The 25,055-nt window shown below is 47.0% G+C and carries 23 protein-coding genes; 12 read left to right on the forward strand and 11 right to left on the reverse strand.

What is annotated here, in order from left to right; genetic code table 11:
• Positions 1-104: 104 nt before the first annotated feature.
• The 3 genes from G8759_RS04705 (at position 105) to G8759_RS04715 (ending at position 3,689) form a co-directional block, all read left to right on the forward strand.
• Positions 105-575, forward strand: coding sequence for a MarR family winged helix-turn-helix transcriptional regulator (locus tag G8759_RS04705; RefSeq protein WP_167205689.1), 471 nt, complete (start codon positions 105-107; stop codon positions 573-575).
• A gap of 23 nt (positions 576-598) precedes the next feature.
• Positions 599-1,177, forward strand: a complete 579-nt coding sequence (locus G8759_RS04710; protein WP_232074130.1) for a nucleotidyltransferase — start codon at positions 599-601, stop codon at positions 1,175-1,177.
• A gap of 61 nt (positions 1,178-1,238) precedes the next feature.
• Positions 1,239-3,689, forward strand: coding sequence for a 3-hydroxyacyl-CoA dehydrogenase/enoyl-CoA hydratase family protein (locus G8759_RS04715; protein ID WP_167205691.1), 2,451 nt, complete (start codon positions 1,239-1,241; stop codon positions 3,687-3,689).
• Between the two features lie 84 nt (positions 3,690-3,773).
• Here G8759_RS04715 and G8759_RS04720 read toward each other — a convergent pair whose 3' ends face one another.
• Positions 3,774-4,415, reverse strand: coding sequence for a DedA family protein (locus G8759_RS04720; RefSeq protein WP_167205693.1), 642 nt, complete (start codon positions 4,413-4,415; stop codon positions 3,774-3,776).
• A gap of 97 nt (positions 4,416-4,512) precedes the next feature.
• Complete coding sequence (locus G8759_RS04725; RefSeq protein ID WP_167205696.1) at positions 4,513-6,411, reverse strand: ABC-F family ATP-binding cassette domain-containing protein; 1,899 nt, start codon at positions 6,409-6,411, stop codon at positions 4,513-4,515.
• Positions 6,412-6,582: 171 nt separating this feature from the next.
• Here G8759_RS04725 and G8759_RS04730 point away from each other — a divergent pair, with 171 nt between their 5' ends.
• From G8759_RS04730 to G8759_RS04750, 5 genes are all read left to right on the forward strand, one after another.
• Positions 6,583-7,596 carry a formylglycine-generating enzyme family protein gene (locus tag G8759_RS04730; RefSeq protein WP_167205698.1) on the forward strand — a complete coding sequence of 338 codons (1,014 nt, stop codon included), beginning with the start codon at positions 6,583-6,585 and terminating at the stop codon, positions 7,594-7,596.
• Between the two features lie 71 nt (positions 7,597-7,667).
• Positions 7,668-8,150, forward strand: a complete 483-nt coding sequence (gene folK / locus G8759_RS04735; RefSeq protein ID WP_232074131.1) for a 2-amino-4-hydroxy-6-hydroxymethyldihydropteridine diphosphokinase — start codon at positions 7,668-7,670, stop codon at positions 8,148-8,150.
• Positions 8,151-8,229: 79 nt separating this feature from the next.
• Positions 8,230-9,447 (forward strand): pyridoxal phosphate-dependent aminotransferase, encoded by a 1,218-nt coding sequence (locus G8759_RS04740; protein ID WP_167205702.1) that lies wholly within the window; start codon positions 8,230-8,232, stop codon positions 9,445-9,447.
• 411 nt (positions 9,448-9,858) lie between these two features.
• The gene (locus tag G8759_RS04745; RefSeq protein WP_162383932.1) at positions 9,859-10,035 is read left to right on the forward strand and encodes a hypothetical protein; all 177 of its coding nucleotides are present in this window, start codon (positions 9,859-9,861) and stop codon (positions 10,033-10,035) included.
• A 331-nt stretch (positions 10,036-10,366) separates the two neighbouring features.
• The gene (locus G8759_RS04750) at positions 10,367-11,398 is read left to right on the forward strand and encodes a fatty acid desaturase (RefSeq protein ID WP_167205704.1); all 1,032 of its coding nucleotides are present in this window, start codon (positions 10,367-10,369) and stop codon (positions 11,396-11,398) included.
• A 66-nt stretch (positions 11,399-11,464) separates the two neighbouring features.
• Here G8759_RS04750 and G8759_RS04755 read toward each other — a convergent pair whose 3' ends face one another.
• Positions 11,465-13,561: a protein-disulfide reductase DsbD family protein gene (locus G8759_RS04755; protein WP_167205706.1), complete on the reverse strand. Its 2,097-nt coding sequence runs from the start codon at positions 13,559-13,561 to the stop codon at positions 11,465-11,467.
• Between the two features lie 132 nt (positions 13,562-13,693).
• Complete coding sequence (locus G8759_RS04760) at positions 13,694-14,527, reverse strand: phytanoyl-CoA dioxygenase family protein (RefSeq protein ID WP_167205708.1); 834 nt, start codon at positions 14,525-14,527, stop codon at positions 13,694-13,696.
• 162 nt (positions 14,528-14,689) lie between these two features.
• Here G8759_RS04760 and G8759_RS04765 point away from each other — a divergent pair, with 162 nt between their 5' ends.
• The gene (locus tag G8759_RS04765; protein WP_167205710.1) at positions 14,690-15,559 is read left to right on the forward strand and encodes a helix-turn-helix domain-containing protein; all 870 of its coding nucleotides are present in this window, start codon (positions 14,690-14,692) and stop codon (positions 15,557-15,559) included.
• Positions 15,560-15,614: 55 nt separating this feature from the next.
• Here the strand turns inward: G8759_RS04765 and G8759_RS04770 are convergent, their stop codons facing one another.
• Positions 15,615-15,920 carry a YXWGXW repeat-containing protein gene (locus G8759_RS04770; RefSeq protein ID WP_167205712.1) on the reverse strand — a complete coding sequence of 102 codons (306 nt, stop codon included), beginning with the start codon at positions 15,918-15,920 and terminating at the stop codon, positions 15,615-15,617.
• Positions 15,921-16,211: 291 nt separating this feature from the next.
• Here G8759_RS04770 and G8759_RS04775 point away from each other — a divergent pair, with 291 nt between their 5' ends.
• From G8759_RS04775 to G8759_RS04785, 3 genes are all read left to right on the forward strand, one after another.
• Positions 16,212-17,501, forward strand: a complete 1,290-nt coding sequence (locus G8759_RS04775; RefSeq protein ID WP_167205714.1) for a serine hydroxymethyltransferase — start codon at positions 16,212-16,214, stop codon at positions 17,499-17,501.
• A gap of 104 nt (positions 17,502-17,605) precedes the next feature.
• Positions 17,606-18,460, forward strand: a complete 855-nt coding sequence (gene tatC, locus G8759_RS04780) for a twin-arginine translocase subunit TatC (RefSeq protein ID WP_167205716.1) — start codon at positions 17,606-17,608, stop codon at positions 18,458-18,460.
• Positions 18,461-18,541: 81 nt separating this feature from the next.
• Positions 18,542-18,760 carry a hypothetical protein gene (locus G8759_RS04785; RefSeq protein ID WP_197933091.1) on the forward strand — a complete coding sequence of 73 codons (219 nt, stop codon included), beginning with the start codon at positions 18,542-18,544 and terminating at the stop codon, positions 18,758-18,760.
• Here the strand turns inward: G8759_RS04785 and G8759_RS04790 are convergent.
• Genes G8759_RS04790 through G8759_RS04815 form a run of 6 tightly spaced genes read right to left on the reverse strand, consistent with a single transcriptional unit; the run spans position 18,757 to position 25,020 of the window.
• The gene (locus G8759_RS04790) at positions 18,757-20,118 is read right to left on the reverse strand and encodes a DUF58 domain-containing protein (protein WP_167205718.1); all 1,362 of its coding nucleotides are present in this window, start codon (positions 20,116-20,118) and stop codon (positions 18,757-18,759) included. The genes G8759_RS04785 and G8759_RS04790 overlap by 4 nt on opposite strands.
• Positions 20,119-20,122: 4 nt before the next feature.
• Positions 20,123-20,932: a tetratricopeptide repeat protein gene (locus G8759_RS04795; RefSeq protein ID WP_167205720.1), complete on the reverse strand. Its 810-nt coding sequence runs from the start codon at positions 20,930-20,932 to the stop codon at positions 20,123-20,125.
• On the reverse strand, positions 20,929-22,050 hold the full coding sequence (locus G8759_RS04800) for a hypothetical protein (protein ID WP_167205722.1): 1,122 nt from the start codon (positions 22,048-22,050) through the stop codon (positions 20,929-20,931). Before G8759_RS04800 ends, G8759_RS04795 begins: the two co-directional genes overlap by 4 nt.
• A gap of 24 nt (positions 22,051-22,074) precedes the next feature.
• Complete coding sequence (locus G8759_RS04805; protein ID WP_167205724.1) at positions 22,075-23,049, reverse strand: AAA family ATPase; 975 nt, start codon at positions 23,047-23,049, stop codon at positions 22,075-22,077.
• Positions 23,050-23,084: 35 nt separating this feature from the next.
• A complete protein-coding gene (locus G8759_RS04810; protein WP_167205726.1) occupies positions 23,085-24,269 on the reverse strand; it encodes a DUF4350 domain-containing protein in 1,185 nt (394 codons plus the stop codon).
• Positions 24,256-25,020 (reverse strand): DUF4129 domain-containing protein, encoded by a 765-nt coding sequence (locus tag G8759_RS04815; protein WP_167205728.1) that lies wholly within the window; start codon positions 25,018-25,020, stop codon positions 24,256-24,258. Before G8759_RS04815 ends, G8759_RS04810 begins: the two co-directional genes overlap by 14 nt.
• Positions 25,021-25,055 lie beyond the last annotated feature (35 nt).

The following is a 25,055-nucleotide window of genomic DNA, read 5'->3' on the forward strand; positions in this document are numbered from 1 at the left end:
TGAACTATCAAACCGACTCGGCTTATTCGAACATTATGCATGCATACTATTTTCAAAAAAAATAGTAGATTTACGGCCAGAAATTGGACCGTGCGATACCTGCTATGAAGAAAGAGAAAACTGTAGATTTCCATATAAAGTGGGGGTGGCATGCTATTTCTCGAATGTATAACGCCTACGCATCCCGATTCGACATTACGATGGCGATTGGATACGTATTGCTGAATATTGACCTCGAAGAAGGCACGCCCGCTACTAAAATTGGCCCATTGCTCGGCATGGAACCCCGTTCGCTGGTTCGTATGCTAAAAAGCCTGGAAGAACGCGGTCTGATTCGCCGGGAAGTTGACGATAACGACAAGCGATTTGTCCGGATTTACCTGACCGAAGAAGGGAAAGCCAAGCGGGAGATGGCTCGTGAAGGGGTTATTCAGTTCAATAACATGATTCGCGAAAAAATTCCCCTCGATAAACTGGTCGTCTTCTTTGATGTGATTAAGGATATCAACCGGATTGTTGAGGAGGAGAACGCGAAAATCAAAGCTGCTGAACCAGAAGAATTGCCATTGGATTAATCTCGTTGACTTCGATGTCCGTTATGATCAACACCGCTGAGAATCGACTGAAGGCATTTACTCGGCTGATGAGAACGGCGTCAAAACTGTATCACGCTAATCCAAAGAACCCACCAAAGAATATGGATATTGCCGACGACGATGTGCAGTCCTTGCTGGAAAGTTTTAATCGGCATAACGTTCAGTTTTTATTGGTAGGTGGTATGGCGGGTGTCATTCACGGCCATGTTCGCACAACGCAGGATATGGATTTGTGGTTGAAATCAGATGAACAGAATAAAGTGAATCTGATTCTGGCCCTGGAGGAAAACGAGGTTGCTGGTGCTGCTTACTTGAAGGGCGTTCCACTCATTTTTGGATGGACATCTGTTTCGGTTGGTAAATATGGCTTTACGCTGGATATGGGCTATAGCCTTAAAGCCTTCCGGGATGTTGATTTCGATACGTGCTATCAACGAGCTATTGATGTAACGTTTGATGGGGTGTCGTTTAAAGTAATTCAATTGAATGATCTGATCACCGAAAAGCTGGCTACTGGTCGGGCAAAAGATATCGGTGATGTAGAAGAGTTAATTAAACTAAAAGACAGGAATGCGGATTGAATGACGAATTCATTCGACTGTTTAAACCTGTTCAATACGTATTCCTAATTACCACAAAACCATGGAAGCAACCCTGGAAAAAAACAAATCGGAGAGTCGCCCTCATCAAACAAAAAATCGCACCATCCGACGGGTGGCCGTATTAGGCTCGGGCATTATGGGGTCGCGGATTGCGGCCCACTTTGCCAATATCGGAGTGGATGTATTGTTGTTAGATATTGTTCCGAAGGAGCCAACTGATGCCGAAAAAGCAAAGGGCCTGACCACCGACAATCCAGCGGTTCGTAACCGTATTGTTAACGATGCGTTCCAGACGATGCTGAAAGCCAGTCCGGCATCGCTTTACAGCCCAAAATTTGCCGACCGGATCAAACTGGGTAATTTTGATGACAACCTGAAAGAGATTGCTACCTACGATTGGGTGATTGAGGTCGTTGTTGAACGGTTAGATATAAAACGGTCGGTTTATGAACGGGTGGAGCAGTTTCGCAAGCCCGGAACGCTGATTACGTCGAACACGTCAGGAATTCCAATGCACCTGCTTACTGAAGGCCGGAGTGAGGATTTTCGTCGTAATTTCTGCGGAACCCACTTCTTTAACCCGCCCCGTTACCTGCGGTTACTGGAAATCATACCCGGCCATGATACGGACCTGGCCGTTGTTGACTTCCTGATGAACTACGGCGATTTATACCTCGGCAAAACGACGGTATTGTGCAAAGACACACCGGGTTTTATTGCGAACCGACTTGGTATTCAATCCCTGATTCAGACCATCCGGGTTGCTGAAGAACTCGGCTTGACGGTCGAGGAAGTTGATAAACTGACTGGCCCCGTCGTTGGACGTCCGAAATCGGGAACGTTCCGACTGTCGGACGTAGTGGGTCTGGATACGACGGTAAACGTAGCCAGTAACCTAGTCAAAATGGAACATGACGAATCCCGGTCGTCGTTTGCGCTGCCCGCTTCGGTGCAGAAGCTAATGGAAAATAAGTGGCTTGGCGACAAAACGGGTCAGGGTTATTACAAGAAAACAAAGGATGAGAAAGGTCAGACGCTGATTCTGGCGCTGGATCTGAAAACGTTTGAGTATAAGCCGTCGGAAAAGGTCAAATTTGCAACACTGGAAAGCACGAAGGCAATCGACAACCTGAAAAAACGCTTCCCTGTGCTGATCGCTGGCAAAGACAAAGCGGGTGAATTTTATCGCCAGACGTTTGCCGATGGATTCCGGTATGCGAGCTATCGTATTCCCGAAATTTCGGATGAACTCTATCGGATCGATGCGGCCATCACGGCTGGTTTTGGCTGGCAATTGGGCTTGTTTGAAACCTGGGATGCCATTGGCGTTAAAAAAGGCGTCGAACTTATTGAATCGTTCGGTCAGAAACCCGCGCAATGGGTATATGACCTGCTCGATGCTGGCTTCGATAGTTTTTATAAAATTGAAGGCGGGAAGCGGAAATACTACGACATTCTAACAAAAAGCTACAAAGCGATCCCGGGTACTGAAGCGTTCACGATCCTCGAAAACCTCAGCAACAATATTGTCTGGAAGAATTCAGGTGCAAACGTCGTTGATCTTGGTGATGGTATTTTAAATGTTGAGTTCCGCAGTAAGATGAATACTTTCGGACAGGAGGTTTCTGAAGCGCTGCTAAAAGGAATATCGCTGGCCGAAAAAGATTTTCGTGGTCTTGTTGTCGGCAATGATTCGACCGAAGCTTTCTCGGCCGGAGCCAATCTCGGCACGTTGTTCATGTATGCTGTGGAACAGGAGTTCGACGAAGTGAACCTGATGATTGCGCAGTTCCAGAAGTTGATTACTCGTTTACGCTATTCGTCGATACCCGTTGTAGTTGCTCCGCATACACTTACGCTGGGAGGTGGCTGTGAGGCTGTTCTGCACGCCGATCGTGCTGTAGCCCACGCCGAAAGCTACATCGGACTGGTTGAAGTAGGAGTGGGACTGATTCCAGCCGGTGGTGGCACAAAAGAAATGGCCGCCCGCGCGTCTGACCTTTACCAGACCGGCGATCCTGAGCTGAATATTCTGCAAAATGTATTCATGAATATCGCGACAGCAAAGGTGTCGACCTCGGCACAGGAAGCCCGTGAGATGAATTACCTGCGTTCAACAGATCAGATCGTGCTGAACCGTAGTCGCCTGCTGGCTGAAGCCAAGCAAGCGGCCATTGAAATGGCTGAAGATGGCTACACGCAGCCCAAACCACGGACGGATATCAAAGTGCAGGGTAAAACAGGTATTGCTTTGTTCAAAGCGGGCATCACGGCCATGCACATGGGGCGCTATATTTCGGATCACGACCGGAAAATTGCCGACAAGTTAGCTTATGTTATTTGCGGTGGCGATTTGAGTACACCGCAGAACGTATCGGAACAATACCTACTCGATCTGGAGCGTGAGGCTTTTCTATCCTTATCGGGCGAGAAGAAAACACTGGAACGTATTCAGAGCCTCCTGACAGGCGGTAAGCCATTGCGGAATTAAGACTGGTTATAGTAGTCGGTTTATGTTAAGCTTTTGAAAAAAAACATGCGTCAGCACTAGTAAACCGACTACCCTTAACAATTTTTACACCTTCTCGGCCTGTTTTTCCTTACGGGCATTTAGGTATCCGCGCACAACGGTGAATGTTGTGATAGCTAAGAAGAATATGATAACCCAGTGGACATAATTGATGATCCATGGAAACCGCTCTCCGAAATAAAAGCCCCCGCCCACAAGGGTTAAAACCCAAATGGAAGCACCAATAATGTTGTAGAGGATAAAAAAACGGGATGGCATATGAATTAATCCGGCCAAAATCGGGGCAAAAGTGCGGACAACGGGTAAAAAACGAGCAACAATGAGTGCTCCGTTACCGTAACGAATAAAAGCCGCCCGTGTATCATCAATGTATTTCTGCTTGAAAAAGAGCGAATCAGGGCGATTTTTGATCCGGGCACCAAAATAGTAGCCCGTCAGGTAGCCTGTTAAGGAACCCAGAACAGCGGCACTAAAGATACAGAGTAAGAGTATCCACAGCGGAACATTCAGGATTTTCGTCCCTGCAAACACACCCGATAAGAACAGCAGGTAATCACCCGGCAGAAAGAAGCCGAAGATGATCCCGTTCTCAACGAAGATAATCAGCGTAATCAGCACTAAACCACCCGTTCGGATGATTTCTTCTGAATTAAGCAGGTATTGAAAAAACTCAGCGATCTGGTTCATGCTTAACGAGAGAAAGAGTGAAAGACGAAAAGAGCATAACGCCGAAGCGGTGAAAGCGCAGCATGGCCACTCTTTCGCTCATTCATTCTTTCGCTCTTTAAATATATTCCGCCAACTCAAGCCAGCGGTCCGATTTTTCAGCAATGCTTTGGTCAATTTCTTCGATTTCCCGCGCCCAGGCCGTTAGCTGTTCGTGATGCCCACCTGTATTAAGCAGACCAATAACTTCGGCCTTCCGTTGCTCCAGTGACTCAATTTCTTTTTCGAGCGTTTCATACTCGCGGATTTCCTTGAATGACAGTTTCTTCCGGGCGCCATTCGTGTTCCCATCAACCGTCGCGGATGAAACCACGGGCGGAGGAGTTTGGTTCTTCGGCGCCGATGCCGCTGGTTTATCATTTTGTGAAGTGCTCTTCGGCTGTGAGTCGCGCCACTCCCGATAATCGGTGTAGTTTCCTGGAAAGTCACGGACTTTACCCGCACCTTCCATCACAAAAACGTGCTCGACGAGTCGGTCCATGAAGTACCGGTCGTGGGTAACGATCAGCACGCATCCGGAGAAATTAAGCAGGAAATCTTCCAGAACGTTGAGTGTCGTAATATCGAGGTCATTCGTTGGCTCATCAAGAATCAAAAAATTCGGATTCTGTACCAGCACGAGCAGGAGTTGCAGCCGACGTTTTTCGCCACCGCTTAGTTTGGCAACATAATCATACTGTTTCGATCGGTCAAAGAGGAATCGAGTCAACAGCTGACTGGCCGTTATGGTATCGCCATTGGCAAGCTTCATAACTTCGGCTACATCCTGCACGACATCGATCACACGCTGACTTTCGGGGAGATCCAGCTCGGTTTGGGTATAGTACCCGAACTTGACCGTACCACCCGTTATGATCTTCCCCGAATCAGGACGCAACTGACCGGTTAGCATGTTCATCAGTGTGGTTTTACCCATTCCATTTTTCCCGATCAGCCCCACTCGGTCGGACCGTTTGAAGGTGTAGGTAAAATGATCGAGCAGTATTTTCTCCCCAAAACGTTTACTAAGATTCTCTACCTCAAGGATCTTACTGCCCAATCGGGATGTACGCAGATTCAGATCCAGTTCGCCATCGTTCCGTTTGCCGCTGGTTTTTTCCTTCAGTTCGTCAAACGCATCGATTCGGTATTGCGCCTTCGTTCCGCGCGCCTTGGGTTGTCGACGCATCCATTCCAGCTCGCGCCGGAATGTGTTGCGATCTTTAGCCAGTTCAGAGGCAGCCGCTGTTTCGCGCTCGTCTTTCTTCTCCAGAAAATAGGCGTAATTGCCCTTGTAGGTATAAAGCTGCCCACTATCTAACTCGGCAATCTGGTTGCAGACCCGGTCAAGAAAGTAGCGGTCGTGAGAGACCATCAGCAGCGTACCATTGTTCGTGTTCAGGAAATTTTCGAGGTATTCGATCGCTTCCAGATCGAGGTGGTTGGTTGGCTCGTCGAGAATAAGCAGGTCGGGGTTTTGAATCAGTACACGCGCCAGTGCAACCCGTTTGCGTTGCCCGCCCGATAGCGACCCAACCGACTGCTCAACATCCTGAATACCTAGCTCGCCCAGAATTTGCCGGATCTGGGCTTCATAATCCCAGGCCTCCAGCTTTTCCATATCCGACATGGCCCGTTCGAGAGCCGCATGGTCGTCGTGGGCAAGCGCGTGTTCATAAGCCCGTACGGCATCGAGCTGCGCACTCTCGCCCGCCAGAACGACTTCCATCACGGTCAGTGCATCGTTGAGATCAGGTTGCTGATCGAGGTAACCGATGCTAATGTCTTTCCGATGGCTGACTATACCCGAATCGGGTGGCATAGATCCGGCCAGGATCGAGAGTAGCGTTGTTTTCCCAGAGCCATTAGCTCCGACAATAGCAACCTTGTCGCCCCGGTTCACCCCAAATGTCAGGTTACGGAACAGCATACGGTCGCCGTATGATTTTGTTAAATTTTCGGCTGAAAGGTAATTCATTAGTTATGCTTGCATCAATCAGGTCAGATAACGAGTTAACTCGTTGCTCCGTTTAATTCGTTTAGATGGTTCGCCTGGTCGACCAACGTCTATCTATTACTACAAAGGTACAAGAAAGAAAATCGTTCGTACTTTTACAGACCAACGAGAATCCTTTCCTAATAACCAACAATGCATCTGAAACATCTCAGTGTAGCCATTGCCATTACCATTGGTTCGGTAGTTCAAACAACTGCACAAACGACTACCACTTTTAAATCGTACACACAGGTTATTCCGGGTAGCGACCAGACTTACGCCCTGGTAGCCATTCCGGGCGGTAAATTTCTGATGGGTAGTCTGCCTTCAGAGAAAGGTCATAAACCTGACGAAAGCCCGCAGCATAGCGTCGTGATTGAGCCCTTTTATATGGGTAAATATGAAGTGACCTGGGATCTCTACGACTTGTTTGCCTTCACCAATATGGAGAAGGAAATGGCCGCCAAATACACACAAACTGACGCAAATCTTGCCAAAACTGACGCGACCACGCGTCCCAGCCCACCGTATGTCGATATGTCGTTCGGGATGGGCCGTTCGGGATATCCGGCCATTAATATGACACAATATGCAGCCATAAAATTCTGCGCGTGGCTCTATGCCAAGACGGGTGTTTTTTATCGCCTGCCAACAGAAGCTGAATGGGAATATGCCTGTCGGGGAAATGATAAGAATGCTACGTTAGCCTATTCATTCGGAAGCGATGTGAAGAAATTAGGCGAATATGCGGTCTTTAATGGCAATAGTGGTGGCGGCTATAAAAAAGTTGGAACCAAGAAGCCAAACTCGTTTGGGCTCTATGATATGCATGGTAATGTAATGGAATGGACTCAGGATCAGTATATTGAGGGTTATTACGCATCGGTGGCGAAAGGGACAGCAAAGGAACCTTATGCGCCGACAACGACACTTTACCCAAACTCAGTGCGGGGCGGCTCCTGGGACGATGACCCGACTGTGTTGCGGTCGGCTGCCCGGACACCGTCGGCCCCAGCCTGGAAAGTACTCGATCCACAAAGCCCGAAATCAGACTGGTGGCTAACCTCCGCTTCGTTCGTAGGCTTCCGCTTTGTTCGTCCGGCCAAAACGCCAACTGAGGAGGAAATCAAGGCGTATTACGATATCAAACCAATCAAAGATTATTAAAGACTAAAAAAAGAATGCGTGAAAGGGTTCTTTGTGATACGCACTCATTCTTTTTTTTTACCATTTTCTCATTGAAAATTTTTCTCCTTCTCGGCGCAAATCTTGGCGACCGTGTCCAGACACTGAACCGGGCCGTTGACCTGATCGTGAAACATATTGGGCCGTTGGCAAAACAATCAAGTTTGTACCAAACGGCTCCCTGGGGTGTAACAGACCAACCGGATTATCTAAATCAGGTGCTGGCTGTTGACACTAAACTGGAACCACAGCAACTGCTTGAACAGACACAGGCTATTGAGCAGGAGCTTGGTCGGGTGCGATTCGAAAAGTGGGGCGCCCGAGTTATCGATATTGATATCCTGTTTTACGGGCAACAGATACTCCAAACGGAAACCCTGACCATTCCGCATCCGTATCTGCACGTGCGACGGTTTACACTGGTGCCACTGGCCGAGATCGCACCGGATTTTGTTCATCCGGTGTTACAAAAAACAATAGTTGAGTTGCTAGACGAGTGTATGGATGAGAGTGAGGTAGTAATTTTTAATTTCTGAAAAATACCTCCTCTCCACTGAAAACATAGTACCTTTGTAGTCAGTTTGTTGTAATTTTCTTAAAAAATCACCACCGATTATGTCTGCCACGCTTGACACCGTGAGTTTGTTAGCCGACCGCATCAACGCGCTGGAGGAGTCGTCCACGCTGGCGATGACCAAAAAAGCCCGTGAACTGGCCGCTCAGGGCCACAAAGTAATTAGCCTGAGCGTCGGGGAGCCAGATTTTAAAACGCCCCAACACATCTGCGAAGCGGCAAAAAAAGCCATTGATGATGGTTTTCATGGCTATTCGCCCGTTGCTGGCTATCCTGATCTTCGCAAAGCCATTGCTGATAAGTTCAAGCGCGACAATAATATTGACTGGAAACCCGAAAACATCGTTGTTTCGACCGGAGCCAAGCACTCGCTGGCGAATGTGATTCAGGTATTGATCAATCCAGGCGACGAAGTAATTATTTTTTCCCCATACTGGGTTAGTTACTCTGAAATGGTGAAACTGGCCGAAGGGAAGGCGGTTGTCGTTGACGGTTCGTTCGAAAATAATTTTAAGGTAACTCCTGAACAGTTCGAAGCTGCCATTACCGACCGGACCAAGATTGTGATGTATGCATCGCCTAATAACCCGACCGGTTCGATTTATTCGGAAGCCGAGCTACGGGCCATTGCCGATGTCGTAGCTCGTCACGATAACATTTATGTACTGGCCGACGAAATTTACGAATACATCAACTTTACGCCGGAAGGTCATTTCAGTATTGGCTCGATTCCTGAAATTGCGGAGCGGGTTATCACTGTCAATGGCGTTGCCAAGGGCTTTGCCATGACGGGATGGCGTATCGGCTACATTGGAGCCGCTAAATGGATTGCTGATGGTGTTGAAAAACTACAGGGTCAGGTTACGTCGGGTACGAACTCAATAGCTCAGAAAGCTACTGTTGCCGCTTTGACGGGCACTCTGGAGCCATCGTTTGAAATGACCAAAGCCTACCATCGTCGGCGCGATTTGGTCGTAAAATTATTGAAGGAAGTACCTGGGTTCCGTACGAATGTACCCGAAGGTGCTTTCTACGCGTTCCCTGATATCAGCTATTATTACGGTAAATCGGATGGCACAACGGCCATCGAAAACTCGGATGACTTTGCTGGATGGTTATTAACTACCGCTCATGTGGCAACCGTTGCCGGTTCAGGTTTTGGAGCACCGAACTGCCTTCGGATTTCCACGGCTGCTTCCGATGAGTCACTCGCTGAAGCTGTACAGCGAATCAAGGATGCTGTGGCAACTTTGAAATAAACGAGATAGAGTAAACAATTGGCAAAGGAGCCCGGAGAGATTTTCCGGGCTCCTTTATTTTGTTATAGAATGGCCTGATGACGAAATATATTTGAATTAAAATTAAAATATAGAGTATAAATGAGAGGCCATTGCTATTTTATTGTTACTTACTAAAATAATCAATTTTGTGTTATTTTTTTGGCACCAAAATTGATTATAGATAAAACAAGCATACAGGTGACAACGATTTTATGAGTATGCTCGATCACGTGAATCTGATTTCATCGAACTTTTTCATAAATAACTTGTTTTTGTATTAATACAAGTTTAGTTTTGATTATGGATGGAAGATGAGAAAACAATCGACATTCTCTTTTTTACAAATAGAAAAAACCGTTAACTTAATCTAATAAATCACTGACCGAACCGATGAGAAAATTTCGTTTGTACATGATCTTTCAATGGGTTTTCTTTCTGCCCATCATTTTGCCGTTATGTATTATTTTCGGAGCCCTTCGTGGGGCCGCCCAAATGATTGAACGGGTGATTGAGCAGATTAAGGCAGATATATTGCCACAGAACGAACCCCAACCCTCAATGGACTAATATCGAATTTATACTGATAAATCGATTAAGAAGGGCCGCGATCTCTGCTCGATGAGAAGACGCGGCTCTTTTATTTTGGCTAATTGAAAGCGATTTTTCCCTTTTACAAGAAATAAATCTACTCAATGTGCATTATGTAAAAAGTTGTATACTAACTAATTAGCTTTCACTGTGTAGTCTACAATCCTTTTAGGTGATAGAGTAAGCCGAGTTTAAGTTGATTGGAAATAAAGATTATCTGAGTAACGGAACGGCCAAGAGTCTATACAATCCGAAAATTTGTTAAATTTACAGTTCGTTATTCACCGAATTGTACGGCGACGCTTTACTTATGGCAACATTCACAGACTTTGTCCGATCAAATACTACCGAACCGCACCGTATTCGTACGCGGCAAATCCTGAAATCGCATCCCGAAATTAAAAAGCTTATTGGCCAGAAGAATCCAACGACATTCTGGGTTATACTGGGTTGTGTCACGCTGATGACCGGTATGGCTTATCTGGTTCGTGATCAATCCTGGTGGGTCGTTGTAGCGGCTGCCTGGTTTATTGGTGCTTTTCCGGCTCATACGCTGTTTGTCTGCATTCACGAAGCAGCTCACAACCTGATCTTCCGGAAACCGTCGGCAAATATGTGGGCAGCTATTTTTGCCAACTTGCCAACTGTATTTCCGACCGCACTGTCCTTTAAAAATTTCCACATCAAGCACCATGCGTTTCAGGGCGTTCATGAGTTAGATGCTGATTTGCCGGACTGGTATGAAGCCAAACTCATTAATAACTATGCGATTGGCAAAGCGATCTGGCTACTCCTTTTTCCTATTTTTCAGGGTATTCGGACGATTCGTTGTCGCGAACTGGCCGTTATCGATAAGTGGGTTGCGGCAAATATGATTGTTCAGGTTGCCTTCGACGTGTTAATTGTTGTCTTGTTTGGCTGGAAAGCACTGATTTTCCTTGGCCTTTGCCTGTTTTTCTCGGTTGGCTTTCACCCGCTTGGAGCCCGCTGGATTCAGGAGCATTACTTAACGCTCGATAAAGAACAGGAGACTTACAGTTACTATGGCCGACTGAATGGGCCTAATCTAAACGTAGGCTTTCATAACGAACACCATGATTTTCCTTCGATTCCCTGGAACAAACTCCCGGAAATCAAGAAGTCGGCTCCTGAATACTACGATACCCTGAAATACCATACGTCGTTCGTTCGGTTATTTTTCCGGTTCCTCTTCGATCAGGAGATTTCACTTTATTCACGGATTGTACGCAAAGAGCGTGGGCGGGTAACCATTGCCGACCAATCCAAGCCTGATTTAGAAATTGTACAAACGCAGGAATACCCAGCTAAGGTAACTGCTTAATCTGCTTTGTCGAAAAACAAAAGCCCTGCCGAGTTTCGGCAGGGCTTTTGTTTTTTATTTGAAAGGCTAAAACTTAGCCTTGCCAGATTCCAGGAAGGCGACGAAGTTTTCCACGCTTCGGTCGTAGTTCTTTGGTGCTACCAGTAACTTCCCGTCGCTGTTAACGAGGCAGTAATGCGGCTGTGCATTGTTGTTGTATTTCGTGATCTGTAAGTCAGCATTTTGCCCGCCAATCGTTTTCTTAACCTTCTGATCGTACGTTGAGGTGTACCAGTCTGACTCAGGCAATTCGGTTTTATCGTCTACATAGAGAGCAATTAAGACGAAATCATTTTGAAGTCGCGACATAACGGCGGGATCTGACCAGACGCGGGCTTCCATCTCGCGACAGTTTACGCAACCGTGACCTGTAAAGTCAATGAAAACTGGCTTGTTTACTTTTTTTGCATAGGCCAATCCCTGCTTGTAATCAAAGAAACCCTGCAAACCGCGTGGAAAATGAAATAGGTTTGCATATTTGATACGCTCGGATATTGAGTTTGCCGACTCCAGGCTGCCTGTTGATTGCTGGCTGATGTTAAAATCCTGCGATGTTTCGGGAGGTAAGTAGCCCGATAATGCTTTCAGGGGCGCTCCCCACAAGCCGGGAATCATATACACCACGAAAGAGAAGGTAACAATTGCCAGCAAAAGCTTCTGAACACTGATGTATTTCACCTCACTGTCGTGTGGGAGCCGAAGTTTTCCCAGAAAATAGAACCCAATCAGTGCGAAAATGACAACCCAAAGGGACAGGAACACTTCGCGGTCGAGCAGATGCCAGTGATAAACCTGATCGGCGACACTCAGGAATTTTAAGGCTAGCGCCAATTCCAGGAATCCAAGTACAACCTTAACCGAGTTGAGCCATCCACCTGACCGGGGTAAATTTTTGAGCCATTGCGGGAAAGCGGCAAACAACGTAAATGGTACGGCAAAAGCCGACGAAAAGGCCGCCATGCCCAAAATCGGCTTAATGACTTCACCACCTGCCGAGGCTACCAGTAGACTACCGACAATCGGACCCGTGCAGGAAAATGATACCAGTACGAGCGTAAAAGCCATGAAGAAAATTCCTGCAATGCCGCCCTTTTCCGACCGCTCATCGGCTTTGTTAATCAGCGAATTCGGTAGTACAATCTCAAAGAGCCCCAGAAACGATAGTCCAAAAACAAAAAATATGGCAAAGAACAGGATGTTCGGCAGCCAGTGCGTACTAACGAAATTAGCAAAGGCTGGTCCGTTAACCCGTGATACAACTGTGCCGATCAGTACGTAGATCCCAATAATGAAGGCACCATATAAGAGGGCTTTCCATTGGCCACCCTGCTGATTGGTGAAGAAGCTAACCGTTGCCGGAATAATCGGGAAAACACAGGGCGTTAAGAGGGCAACCAGACCAGACAAAAAAGCGGCCAGCATAAATCCCCACAACGATCCACCCGATGCAGTAGCGGATTCATCCAGTGCCTGTTCTGGTTCTTTTAAGGCTTCTTTGACTGTTGGTTCAGCCGAGGCAGACGCTTCCGTTGCGGTCAGAGCGGGTGCTGGCGAAGTGGCTGCAACGGTGGTTTGAGAGGTTGGCGATGTTGCAACCGAAGCCGTCTGGGGAACCGAGGCCACTGCTGTTGATGTAGTAGTCGGAGGGGAAACAACCAGGCCGCTAATGGAAAAGTCTTCATTACCGGGTATGCATTGACCATCTCTGTCCGTACAGACTTGATAATCAATATTACCGGCAATAACTGGATTTTCTTTCAGGATTTTTACTTTCTGAACAAACTGAGCCGGGCCGTGCATTAAATACACATCGCCCTCAAACACCTCCTCATATTTAGTTTCTACCTTACTGGTTGGCCTAACTTTCCCAATCAATTCATAAGTAGCGTTGGGGGTAAACGTAAAGGCTGTTGGTAGTGGCCCACCGTCCATTTTAGGATTTATGTCCGATGAGAAGACGTGATAACCGGCCTGAATAGTAACTGTAAACCGTAGTTCAACTATTTCACCAACTTTAACCGAGGACTTCGCCGGTTTATACGTCCATGTTGCTGGTTTAATGATCTGGGCAAACGTAGCAAGAGGCAGCAACAGCCACACAACGAGTGCGAAAAATGATTTCATACCGCTTTGGGTAAGTGATGGTTTGCAAGAACAACAGAAATACTGCAAAAATATTTCCATTTTTTTGTCCTTGATGTAACAGAAAACCCCGGCGAAGGCCAGGGTTTCATTTTAACGGCGGAAAAGCGCTAGTTAGTAGCTGAATAATACAGGATTCAGATCATCCTGTGGTTGACTGCCGATCGCAACATTATTGAGCCATTTGGCATGATCGGCTACCTGAAACTGATTTCGTGGTTGCATAACCGTCTGATCCTTATCCATATAAATCATGGTCATCACCTTACGTGGTCGATCCGAAACGTTTGGCCCTGCGCGATGAAACGTCCAGCCTGCATGGTAACTCACTTCGCCAAGTTCAAATGGGGTGTCATGAACATTAAAATTAAGCTTCTGGAGTTCATCGGCCAGAATTTTTTCGCTTTCATCGCTGATTTCTACATCACGACCAATTTCTACGCACTGGCTTCCTTCGGCAAAAGCGAGTGGTCCCATTTCCATCGGGGTTGCCTGCAATGGAATCCAGACCGTTACGGTGTTGGGCGACGCCAATGGCCAGTAGAACTGGTCGGCATGCCAGGGTGTAATGCCTCCCGAAGGCTCTTTGTAAAGGGCCTGATCATGGTAAATCCGAACACCCTGAACGCCCATCAGATCGGTCGCTATTTTTGCCAGTCGTTTTGAGAAAACAAATTCTTTGGCCCGTTCATCCTCAAGCCAAAGGTTCATTATCTGGAGAAATGCCCGCTCGTAGGTTGTACGCTCTTCCATCGGCTTAATGAGGGTATTAAGCCGAAAAACCAGATCGGTAATGATGTCGCCATAATAGTCCAGAACAGCAGGGCTGAGCACTTGCTTTAGCTTGACATAGCCGTTTTTTCTGTAAAAGTTGACGGCTTCCTGACTGACTTCGTACGGCCTATTTAGCTCCTGAAGTGCTATTTCTTTGTCGATTGTAGCTTCCATATACGAACGAGGGGAGGAGAGGGGATGAGTTGTAAATGTGCATAAGCTCTACAAAAGTATTCGATAGCTGGCAAAAGAAATACCGCTGTTTTTACTAATTTGTATTTAATTTTGACTGATTAAATTTAGATGTAGCGACAATTGTGTTAAAATAGGGTATTAATGAAAGCTTTATTTGAGAAACTGACGTTTGGCGAACAGAGCTCATTATTGGTTCGGCGGTTTCGATTGCCCTACTTCGATGCTCCCTGGCATTACCATCCGGAGTATGAGCTGACTTATATTGTTAAAAGTTACGGACGCCGGTTTGTTGGTGATCATGTTGAACCCTTCGAAGCCGGCGATCTGGTATTGTTAGGGCCCGACTTACCTCACTTCTGGCGCAATGATGACGATTTTTATCAGCCAGATTCTGATTACCAGGCTGAATCGATTGTTATTCAGTTTTCAGGTGAATTTACCCAACAAGGGTTGGCTAGTGTGCCAGAAGCCAGTGCGATACGCCATCTCCTCGAACGATCCCGGTATGGCCTGCGCTTTAGCCCGTCTGGCATCGAAGCGGTACGGGCGCAGCTTGAGTTGTTGCCAGAACGTACAGGTTTGCTGCAATTACTTGGTTTATTAAAAATTCTTGATCAGTTGGCAGATGACCGCAACGCTACTTTGCTAGCTAGTGATGGTTACCAACTCGCACCCGGCGCAGCTGAAACTGAACGTATGAAGCGGGTTCTGGAATTTATGCTGACAAACTTTCGTGAAGAAATACGGGTCGAGCAGATTGCATCGATAGCTGGGATGGCTTCAGCGGCATTTTGCCGTTATTTTAAGAAGCGGACGAGGAAGTCGTTTGTTGAATACCTCAACGAACTGCGGATTGGCCATGCTCGAAAACTTCTCACCGACGTAGATATGAGCATTGGGCAGGTAGGCATGGAGTGTGGCTTTAATAATAGTTCGCATTTTCACCGGCAGTTTAAGTTATATACCGGTATGACCCCCTTTCGGTACCAAACCTTAGTCAAGCAGAAGTAGGCACAATCTAAAAGGCCACTGCTCTGACCGGGCAGTGGCCTACTTTTATAGCAGATTATCGCCAATGACCTTCAACCCAAACCGGGCCACGACGAGTTTGACGCCATTGTCCGGGAGTCCAGGCCGAATAACGAGCCGGAGCTACCCGATAATAGCCATTGACCCAGGCATAATTCCGTCTTCGACGGACGTAATGGCCTGGTATCCAGACATGACGGACAGAAGGAGCTCTGGGAATAACTTCAACCCGAGTTGGCGGAGGGCTTTGCGTAGTTGCTGTAGTGGTACAGGCCGTAAACAAGGCAGGAAACAGTATTCCTGCCACGAACAGGGCTTTCCATTGATTTGTCATCGTTTTCATAGCGTTACGTTTAAGAGTCATGAACTGCCAGTATCAATAACTGGCGGCTATATTCCATTTTTTCAATAGGATAAAGGTTATGATTGAAGGTTTAATGAAAAACAGGAAAATGAAGGTAGTTTCAGCTACAGAAACTATATTTAATCGTAGTTTAACTGAGTCTAAAAATCTCCTTCCCATTCTACCGTTTTCCGCCGTACCTTTGCATCTAATTGCTTGTTTGGTTGCTTATTAGTTTAACGTTTTTGCAATCAGACATTGAAATAACCGAACGAACAAACCGCTCGAAGCATGACTACCGTCACCACCACCCGCGATACCCAGGTATTTGACCTGATTGCCAAAGAACAACACCGGCAGGAGTCGGGCATTGAACTAATTGCATCTGAAAATTTCGTATCACCCGCCGTTATGGAAGCGGCCGGGAGCGTACTGACTAACAAATATGCTGAAGGCTTACCCGGCAAGCGGTATTATGGTGGCTGTGAAGTAGTTGACCAAATTGAGCAGATTGCCATCGATCGCGCGAAAGAACTTTTCGGAGCAACCTGGGTCAATGTGCAGCCGCACTCCGGTGCCCAGGCCAATACGGCCGTATTTCTGGCTGCGCTGAAGCCTGGTGATACGATTCTTGGCTTTGATCTTTCGCATGGCGGTCACCTGACTCACGGTTCGCCCGTTAACATTTCGGGTAAATATTTCCGCCCTACATTCTACGGTGTTGAAAGAGAAACCGGTGTTATTAACTATGATATCGTAGAACAAACAGCCAAGCGTGAAAAGCCTAAAATGCTGATCTGTGGCGCATCCGCTTATAGCCGCGACTGGGATTATGCTCGTTTACGGGCCATCGCCGATGAAGTTGGCGCGTTGTTGCTGGCCGACGTTTCGCACCCGGCTGGTCTGATTGCAAAAGGATTGCTGAATGATCCGCTGGCTCATTCGCACATTGTCACGACAACAACGCACAAAACGTTGCGGGGTACACGTGGGGGCATGATCATGATGCGGAATGATTTTGAAAATCCGTTTGGTATCAAAACACAAAAAGGAGAGCTTCGATTGATGTCATCGCTGCTGGATTCCGGCGTATTCCCAGGAACGCAGGGTGGCCCGCTTGAACATATTATTGCTGCTAAAGCAGTTGCCTTTGGCGAAGCCCTCACCGACGATTTCTACGATTATGCCGTTCAGGTAAAAGCCAACGCCCAGGCGATGGCCAATGCATTCCTGAGCCGTGGGTATGAAATTATCTCGGGCGGAACGGATAATCACCTGATGCTGATTGATCTGCGTTCGAAGGGGTTGACGGGTAAACTGGCCGAAAATACGTTGATAAAGGCCGATATCACGATTAACAAAAACATGGTTCCGTTCGACGACAAATCGCCGATGGTTACGTCGGGTATCCGCGTTGGTACGGCAGCCATGACGACTCGGGGTCTGAAAGAATCGGACATGGAGCAAATCGTCGTATATATCGACAAGGTTTTAATGAACCACGACGACGATGCTACCCTGGCGACCGTTAAAGAAGAAATTAATGAGTGGATGAAAGCATTTCCACTCTATAAAAGTTAGTTAATAATTAAAGAGCGAAAGAGTAAAAGAGTGAAAGAGCGAATCCAATATACCGCCAATCTTTACCACTCTTTCGCTCTTTCACCCTTTCACTCTTTATAGCAATGCCACTCGATCAACTGACCGACGAAGAAATCGAATCCGAAGGCAAAGAAATGTCTTTTCTGGATCACCTGGAAGAGCTACGCTGGCACATTATTCGGGCCGTTGGGTCCATTTTTGTCTTTGCGATTATCGCCTTTGTCTTTATTCAGGACATTTTTGAGAAAGTAGTTCTGGCACCATCTCGGGCAGATTTTTGGACGTACCGGATGATGTGTAAGCTGTCTGATATGACAGGTTATGCCGATTTGTGTGTCAGGAAGCTGGATTTTACGTTGCAGGCTCTGGGTATGGCCGATCCATTTACGATGGCTTTAACTTCGTCACTTATCATAGGACTTTGTTTTGCTTTCCCGTATGCATTCTGGGAGTTGTGGCGGTTTATTAAACCAGGGTTGAAAACAGTAGAAAAACGGGCTGCCCGTGGGGCTGTTTTTTATGTCTCGATGCTGTTTCTGATGGGCTTATTCTTCGGCTACTACATCGTTTCGCCGTTGGCCATTAACTTCCTGGCCAATTACCAGATCAGCCCTCAGATTAAGAATCAATTCGATGTTACGTCTTATGTCGGTGTTCTTGTAACACTTTCATTAGGGTGCGCATTGATGTTCCAGATGCCAATTGTCGCCTATGTTCTGTCAAAAGTAGGTGTTCTGACGCCAAAGTTCATGCGTTCGTATCGGCGTCATGCCTGGATTGTTATTCTGGTTGTGGCTGGTATTATCACGCCGTCGCCTGATATATATAGCCAGGTTTTGGTAGCCTTGCCGCTGGCTGGCTTATATGAGGTTAGTATTCTCGTGTCGGGCTCTGTTGAACGTGCCCGCTTGAAAGAGCAACGGGAGCTGGAAAAATAGATTTAGTCAATGAATGACTGGACGTTATAAGCTAAACGGATTCTGGTTTAGCTTATAACGTCCAGTTTCTTTGTAAAACCAATGGAGTACAATTTCCGAAAATACCATTACCGATCCATCAACGCGGCCGACGATGCCGAACGGGCAGCCATTAATCAGGAGTTGAAAGATCTCTATACATCGTTGTCAGAAGAGGAGAAAGCGGAGTTTAACCGGCAATTACAAACGTTTCTGGCCAAAGAAATGGGCCGCTTAAAATCTGATTACGAATCCGTAAAGGGTAGTTTGGGTGATAATTAAATCATTCCTCTTGCTTTCAGTTCCAGATACTTGTTTACGGTGTTGGCCGTCAGGTTTTGGGGCGCAGTCAGAATGGTTTGAATACCATATTGGGTTAATTCTTTCACGATCTGATTTTTCTCGTAAGCGAATTTCTCCCCAATAGTTTTGAGATAAATCTGTTCCGTGTCAGTTGCGGGTTGGTCGAGCAGACTACGAAGCTCCGTGTTTTCGAAGAAAATGATCAGCAGGAGATGATCCTTGGCTAGTCGACGCAGGTAGGGCAGTTGCCGATGCATAGCGCTAACCGTCTCGAAGTTGGTAAATAACAAAAGCAGGCTCCGATGACGAATATGGCTGCGAACGCTGGCATACAGACTCTCATAATCGGTTTCCAGAAAGCGTGTTTTCTGACGGTAGAGCAATTCCAGAATCTTCAGCATATGGCCCGTACGACGGTCGGCGGGCAGCAATTGACCTACATGATCGGAGAAGGTCAGAATACCGGCGCGATCCTGCTTGATGAGAGCAATGTTACTTAACACCAAACTGGCATTAATCGCATAATCAAGTAAGGTTAATCCTTCAAAGGGCGATTGCATGACACGACCTTTATCGATCAGGCAATAAACGGGTTGTGATCGCTCATCCTGATAAGCATTGATCATCAATGAGGCACCCTGCGAGTCGGTGCGTCGGGCGGTTGCCTTCCAGTTGACCGTACGAACGTCATCACCTGTGGAATAGGGACGTACCTGCTCAAATTCCATACTATGGCCAATCCGTCGAATTCGCTTGATTCCTACTTCATTCAAGCGATTAGTGGCTGCCAACAACTCGTATTGGCGCATCTGCAAAAAGGATGGGTATACGGCAACCATATTCCCCTGTCCGAACTGGTATCGGCGCTTCAACAAACCCAATGGGGTCAGCACAAATACATTGACAGACCCAAAGCTGTATTCTCCACGGCGTGTTGGCCTTAGCTCATACCGGATTGCCTGCGTTTCGCGCGGATTTAGCCGGGCCTTAAATAACACGTCGCGCCGTTGAAACTGGAACGGAATTTCGTCGATTATCTCGACATCGACCCGAAACGAATACTGGTTTTCCAGATAGATGGTCAACGGGTTTTCGTCGCCGTTCGATAGTCGGTCAGGTACTTCGCGACGGGCGAAAAACGTTGATCCGTCCGTTCGGCTCTTTCTCCGAAACAGGAACCAGTAATCCAGTCCAATCAGAACAAGAAATATGACAAACGCGATCTGTATGAGTGGAAACAGAATTGGGAAGGCATAAGCGGCTACAAATAATAGCACGAAGGCTATCAGAGCAAACCACAGACGTGTAGCAACGAAAAGAGAGCGGAGTAATTTCAAGGCGTTAGGGTTTCAGGTTGGAAAGAGCTTCGTCAATTTCCGGTTCGTAAAGTGGATTAAAATCGTCTTCCTGATAATCCCCTTTTCGCTCGGCGCGAAGGGCTTTGAAAAAAAAAGAGGCATCCTGAAAAGCAGTTCGTGCTTCGGCTTTTTTATTTAACTGAACCAAAGCCCGACCTCGATGGTATTGCGCCAGGGCGCTTCGATTGAAATTTTTGAGAGCACTGTCCAGATCTCTCAATGCCTTTTCGGGCTGTTGAAGCGCAATATAACTCACTGCCCGGCTTACAAAGTGCCGATAGTTTACCCATTCAGCACCATGCCTGATCGAAAGCGAATCGATACCAATACAAAACAGTTGAACAGCTTTGTTATAATCGCCAAGATTACGGTGGGCCAGCCCGAGTAAATAGCTAACCGGATTGTTATGGATAATATCGTCGAAGGTGGGCGTTAAAGCATCGTAAGCACTAAGATGCTGTAAGGCACGATCATAGTCGTGCAATTGATTCAGGTACGTTTCACCAATGGAGCCATGTGCTTTCGGGTATAAAACAGCCGCTTTCTCCAACCAGTCAGTAGCCTGTTCGTAGTCGTGCTGCCAAAGGTAATACAGGGCCCGTCGATGATAATTCTGAGGAGGTGACGAAAGGGTATCCAGGCCGAACGTCTCTCGCCTGGTCGGCGGAAAAAGAGATAGCTGAACCGTTCGGTTAGTGGCCAGCATCGACTGGCAAGACGTTAAAAAACGTTCCCCATTTTGTGCATAGGAAACAATTGGGACTAAAAGTATTAAGATACGAAACGATTTCATGGCAGAATGTCAGTTAGTTTGCCCTCCTGCAACCGAACCGTAAATGAAACGGCGACATCATGCTGCCGATTGCCAGATTGGTCGTCGGCGCGCAAAAACTGATCAGTAGCAACGTAATTCCTACTGATAGCCAGTAGTTGATCGGTAATCTGAGTATCGAACGTTTTGGGACAGTAGTCATTGTCTGAGCCACTTAGGGTAAACATCCCTTGTTCACCTCTGCAATTAACAACAAACTGAACATGAATCAACCCCGATTGACCGGTATGATTAACTGGTCTGTAATGCTTTTTCAATAACTGGCTAAGGTTGTAGCGTGATGGAGTTCGACCGATGCCGATTTCTGAAAATGAACGAACAAAACAATTCGAGCAGGACTGAAAACCAGTTGGCCGACAGGAATCACCGGGCGCCAGATTCCTGATCAACCGGAATGTTTTTTGAACCACTGCATCGTTGGTCCAACTGAGGACCTGTAGTTGTTTTGATGACAGACTGCTCAGCTGCCATAAGAATTTGTAGTTACCATCAGGCGTGTATTGATTGCCTTGTGCGATCAAAAATAAGGACGTTCCGAACCTGGCTAATCGCCAAAAATGAATAGTACGCTGTTTAGATACAGGATTTTCTAAAGCGATTTTCCCATTGGCATAGCAATAGAGTAGCAAACTATCAGATTGCCAGACGTGGCCGTTTAATTGCCAGGCGGTGTTGGCCGAATCGAGTGGAATGTCTTTAAACCGACGAAAAACCATTGGATAGTTTCTGCCAATGCGCAGCAAATCATTTTTCAGGGTGATTAACCGCGGTGCAAAATGAATCGTATCCAATCGTACCTGATCGCCATGAATAGCCCAGGTAGATCTGACTGCTTTGGCCGAACCGTCAGTCATACCGAGTAAATACGTGTTGTCAGGATCTAGCCGGATATAGGTTGGGAGCGGACATAACGCATCGGTATCCCATTCTGTATATACGCCAACCCACGTTCCGGTTAACTGTTCACGAGTGAGTGTCTGGGCCGATAGCAATGAAAAATGAAAAATAAATAAGACACAATGGAGGCTCGACAGCCTCCCTTTTCTTCTGCGAACGGTTGAAATTGAATACCTATTCATCGTATAGTATCCAGTATTCATTGCCTATCGGGGTACATCGATCTTTTGCACCAACTGCGCAATAACCTCATCGGCGGTACCACCTTCCATCTCCCGTTCAGGGGTGAGCAATATGCGGTGACGAAGAACCGATGCCGAAAGTTCCTGTACATCTTCAGGGGTAATGAAGTCACGGCCCCGGAGTGTGGCCAGAGCTTTTGCGCTGTTAAGTAAGGCTACTGATGCGCGGGGCGATGCCCCAAGGTAGAGCGATTTATTGGCACGGGTAGCCTGAACAATCTGGGCGATGTAATCGAATAATTTGTCTTCAACATGAACCTGATGAACCTGACTTCGTAAGATCGCCAACTGATCGGCAGTGAGAACCGCGCTGATTGCATCCAGTGCATCGCTGAGGTTCCGGCGGAGATGATGGCCGCGTAGAATATTCACTTCTGCGGCAGCATCGGGGTAGCCAACCACAATCTTAAACAGAAATCGGTCTAGCTGGGCTTCGGGCAGTCGGTACGTCCCTTCCTGTTCAATGGGGTTTTGAGTCGCCAGCACCATAAATGGCTCTTGGAGGTAATAGGTTGTACCGTCATTGGTAACCTGGCGTTCCTCCATTACCTCAAAAAGTGCGGCCTGGGTTTTGGCAGGAGCCCGGTTGATTTCGTCGATCAGTACGAGGTTTGAGAAAATGGGACCTTGCCTGAATACGAAATCGCCCGTTTTAGGCATAAAAACGGAGGTGCCCAGCACATCGGATGGCATCAGATCCGGCGTAAACTGAATCCGGCTGAAACCCACCGACAGCGTTTTCGCCAGTAATTTAGCGGTCAGTGTTTTGGCCACGCCGGGCACGCCCTCGATCAGGACATGACCGTCGGCCAGAAGGGCAGTCAGTAACAAATCAATCGTCTGTTGCTGACCCACAATAACTTTACCGACCTCAGCCCGAATGGCATCGATGGCGGTGGTGAGCGGAGTAAGGTCGATGCGCGTTTGTATATTTTCCATAGAATAGTTCTGAATCCTACAGGCACCTGTAGGATTCAGATTAGGTGTTTAAATCGTTCAATGGCTGCATTTAGCGTCAGTAAATCATATTCCGATAGTGAAATGCTTTTCTGCGCACTACGCAGGAGCCTGACCAGTTCATCGGTTTCGCTGAGTGGAGTACCGCTCTTCTGGGCCAGTGTTTCCGTAAATTCTTTGTCCAGAACGGTTGTATTCAAGCCATATCGTTCGCGAAGTTCAGTTAAAAAATACTGAATTTTCTTACGAGCCAGATTATCGTGATCCCCCTGTTGAAAATACAGCCGTCCAACCGTTTTTACAAAATCAAGCGAGGTATTCTGAGGAGGGTCTATAACAGGGATAATGCGTTGCGTACGCTTCCCGGCAAAAATAGCGTAGAAAATCAACCCAAATACAACCAGGTAATACGCCCAGTTCAGTGCTGGCTGACTTCGAATATAGCGGAAGATAGATTGCTGTTCTTCGTCAAAACGTCCCTGTTTCTGATACTCGTCCCAGTATGTTGGCCGGGCAGGCAGGTAGGAGAGGGCTTTAAACGCATAGTCAGACGTTTTGGGAGACAACAGATAATAATTCGTAAAGGCAAGGGGCAAATTATGGATGAAAAATTGCCCCTTGCCGTACTGAACCCGAATAAAAACGGGCTCTTTTCGGGCATTACGCCCCAACACCGTTATGTATTTAGCTTTCTGGATAAGCAGAAAATTTCGACCGTCGTCGTGGAAGAAATTATAGCCCCTGGATTTGACTAATTCTGGATTGGCGAAGTTCTGGCGCAGCGTCGAATCGGCTTCGTTGGGTTCTTTTACATCTGCTTTAAAGCCTAAAACTGCGCCCAGTGAATCGGGCATACCATACGCTGAAATAAAAACAGTATTACCGCTTCGGACATAAGGCAAAAGCTGTTTTAGGTCGTTGCCGTCAGCATTGAAATCCCGGCAGATGATTACGTAATTACTGCGCCCCGCTGGTTTGGTTTCGGTCAGAAAATTGTAAACCGGTAAACGCACCGTTTTTACACTCGATTGCTGCATAATACCCGGCAGCAGCTCATATAACACCTTTGTCCCGAACGGAATCTTGTCGTCGTTTTCGTAGGTAGGCGTCCAGTCGAGAGGCTTAGGCCGGTAATACTCAAAGAGCACATAGGCCGTTACAGTAGCGAGCAGAATAAGGAGATATTTGTTAGGTCTTCGCAAAGTTGGGTTGTACGGGTCCGCCCGCGCGGTTTACAGTATTCGGTTGGGAAACGGCCTGGTTAAAGGCCTGAAACTGTTGCCTTACCTCGTCAAAGCGACTTGCATCGATCGGAAAGTTACCATACCAGATAAAATCAAATTGCTGGGTCAGGCGTTCAAAATCAGGCTGAAATTGGGTATTTGCCAATTCATAAACATACTGTCGATTGGTTTTGTCTGGTTTATAGGCAATTAAACCTGAATCGGTCAGGTGTTTGAGTGTTTGTAAATAAAGAAGACGTACAGCCAGCCGGAGATTACGCTGACTGATGGCTTCCTCAATGGCCGCGTTGAAATCGATCTCGTGAATGTTTTCTGCCAGATTCTCATAATCCAGACCAGTTGATTGTGCCTTTTTGGGGAATAAAAACCCAAGTACTTCGGCTTTCATAAGCAGATAAATAACAAAGCCCGCTATGGCTGCCAAAAGAACGTATTGCCAGATGTTCTGATAGGCTTCACTAGTCAAAAAATCCATGAGTCTTCGGTATAGCCAGTTAAAAAAACGGGCTACGGGGTTTTCGGGCGGAGGAGCTTCATGATCATATTGGTAGTCACGGTCGGTTTGAAACTCGCGGAGTTTTTCGGGTAGTGGATACCGCACATGAATCGCTGAACGATCATCAGGGGCCACCACCGACTGGCTTTTCGGTTTGCCTGATTGAGCAAAGACCGAAACAGAAGTGCAGATAAGCGCCATGACCAGTGCCATTGACCAGAGCCTTGTGAGGTCTCTTTTTCTCCAAA

It is taken from the genome of Spirosoma aureum (genome assembly GCF_011604685.1).
Taxonomy (GTDB): Bacteria; Bacteroidota; Bacteroidia; order Cytophagales; family Spirosomataceae; genus Spirosoma; species Spirosoma aureum.

What these genes read in the sequence shown, in the direction of transcription:
- G8759_RS04770 (WP_167205712.1), bottom strand. Translation starts at nt 15,920, where the DNA reads ATGAAAACGATGACAAATCAATGGAAAGCCCTGTTCGTGGCAGGAATA.
- G8759_RS04745 (WP_162383932.1), top strand. Translation starts at nt 9,859, where the DNA reads ATGAGAAAATTTCGTTTGTACATGATCTTTCAATGGGTTTTCTTTCTG.
- G8759_RS04725 (WP_167205696.1), bottom strand. Translation starts at nt 6,411, where the DNA reads ATGAATTACCTTTCAGCCGAAAATTTAACAAAATCATACGGCGACCGT.
- G8759_RS04815 (WP_167205728.1), bottom strand. Translation starts at nt 25,020, where the DNA reads ATGGCACTGGTCATGGCGCTTATCTGCACTTCTGTTTCGGTCTTTGCT.
- G8759_RS04740 (WP_167205702.1), top strand. Translation starts at nt 8,230, where the DNA reads ATGTCTGCCACGCTTGACACCGTGAGTTTGTTAGCCGACCGCATCAAC.
- G8759_RS04705 (WP_167205689.1), top strand. Translation starts at nt 105, where the DNA reads ATGAAGAAAGAGAAAACTGTAGATTTCCATATAAAGTGGGGGTGGCAT.
- G8759_RS04760 (WP_167205708.1), bottom strand. Translation starts at nt 14,527, where the DNA reads ATGGAAGCTACAATCGACAAAGAAATAGCACTTCAGGAGCTAAATAGG.
- G8759_RS04805 (WP_167205724.1), bottom strand. Translation starts at nt 23,049, where the DNA reads ATGGAAAATATACAAACGCGCATCGACCTTACTCCGCTCACCACCGCC.
- G8759_RS04795 (WP_167205720.1), bottom strand. Translation starts at nt 20,932, where the DNA reads ATGAAATCGTTTCGTATCTTAATACTTTTAGTCCCAATTGTTTCCTAT.
- G8759_RS04755 (WP_167205706.1), bottom strand. Translation starts at nt 13,561, where the DNA reads ATGAAATCATTTTTCGCACTCGTTGTGTGGCTGTTGCTGCCTCTTGCT.
- G8759_RS04715 (WP_167205691.1), top strand. Translation starts at nt 1,239, where the DNA reads ATGGAAGCAACCCTGGAAAAAAACAAATCGGAGAGTCGCCCTCATCAA.
- G8759_RS04710 (WP_232074130.1), top strand. Translation starts at nt 599, where the DNA reads ATGATCAACACCGCTGAGAATCGACTGAAGGCATTTACTCGGCTGATG.
- G8759_RS04775 (WP_167205714.1), top strand. Translation starts at nt 16,212, where the DNA reads ATGACTACCGTCACCACCACCCGCGATACCCAGGTATTTGACCTGATT.
- G8759_RS04785 (WP_197933091.1), top strand. Translation starts at nt 18,542, where the DNA reads ATGGAGTACAATTTCCGAAAATACCATTACCGATCCATCAACGCGGCC.
- tatC (WP_167205716.1), top strand. Translation starts at nt 17,606, where the DNA reads ATGCCACTCGATCAACTGACCGACGAAGAAATCGAATCCGAAGGCAAA.
- G8759_RS04720 (WP_167205693.1), bottom strand. Translation starts at nt 4,415, where the DNA reads ATGAACCAGATCGCTGAGTTTTTTCAATACCTGCTTAATTCAGAAGAA.
- G8759_RS04730 (WP_167205698.1), top strand. Translation starts at nt 6,583, where the DNA reads ATGCATCTGAAACATCTCAGTGTAGCCATTGCCATTACCATTGGTTCG.
- G8759_RS04750 (WP_167205704.1), top strand. Translation starts at nt 10,367, where the DNA reads ATGGCAACATTCACAGACTTTGTCCGATCAAATACTACCGAACCGCAC.
- G8759_RS04765 (WP_167205710.1), top strand. Translation starts at nt 14,690, where the DNA reads ATGAAAGCTTTATTTGAGAAACTGACGTTTGGCGAACAGAGCTCATTA.
- G8759_RS04800 (WP_167205722.1), bottom strand. Translation starts at nt 22,050, where the DNA reads ATGAATAGGTATTCAATTTCAACCGTTCGCAGAAGAAAAGGGAGGCTG.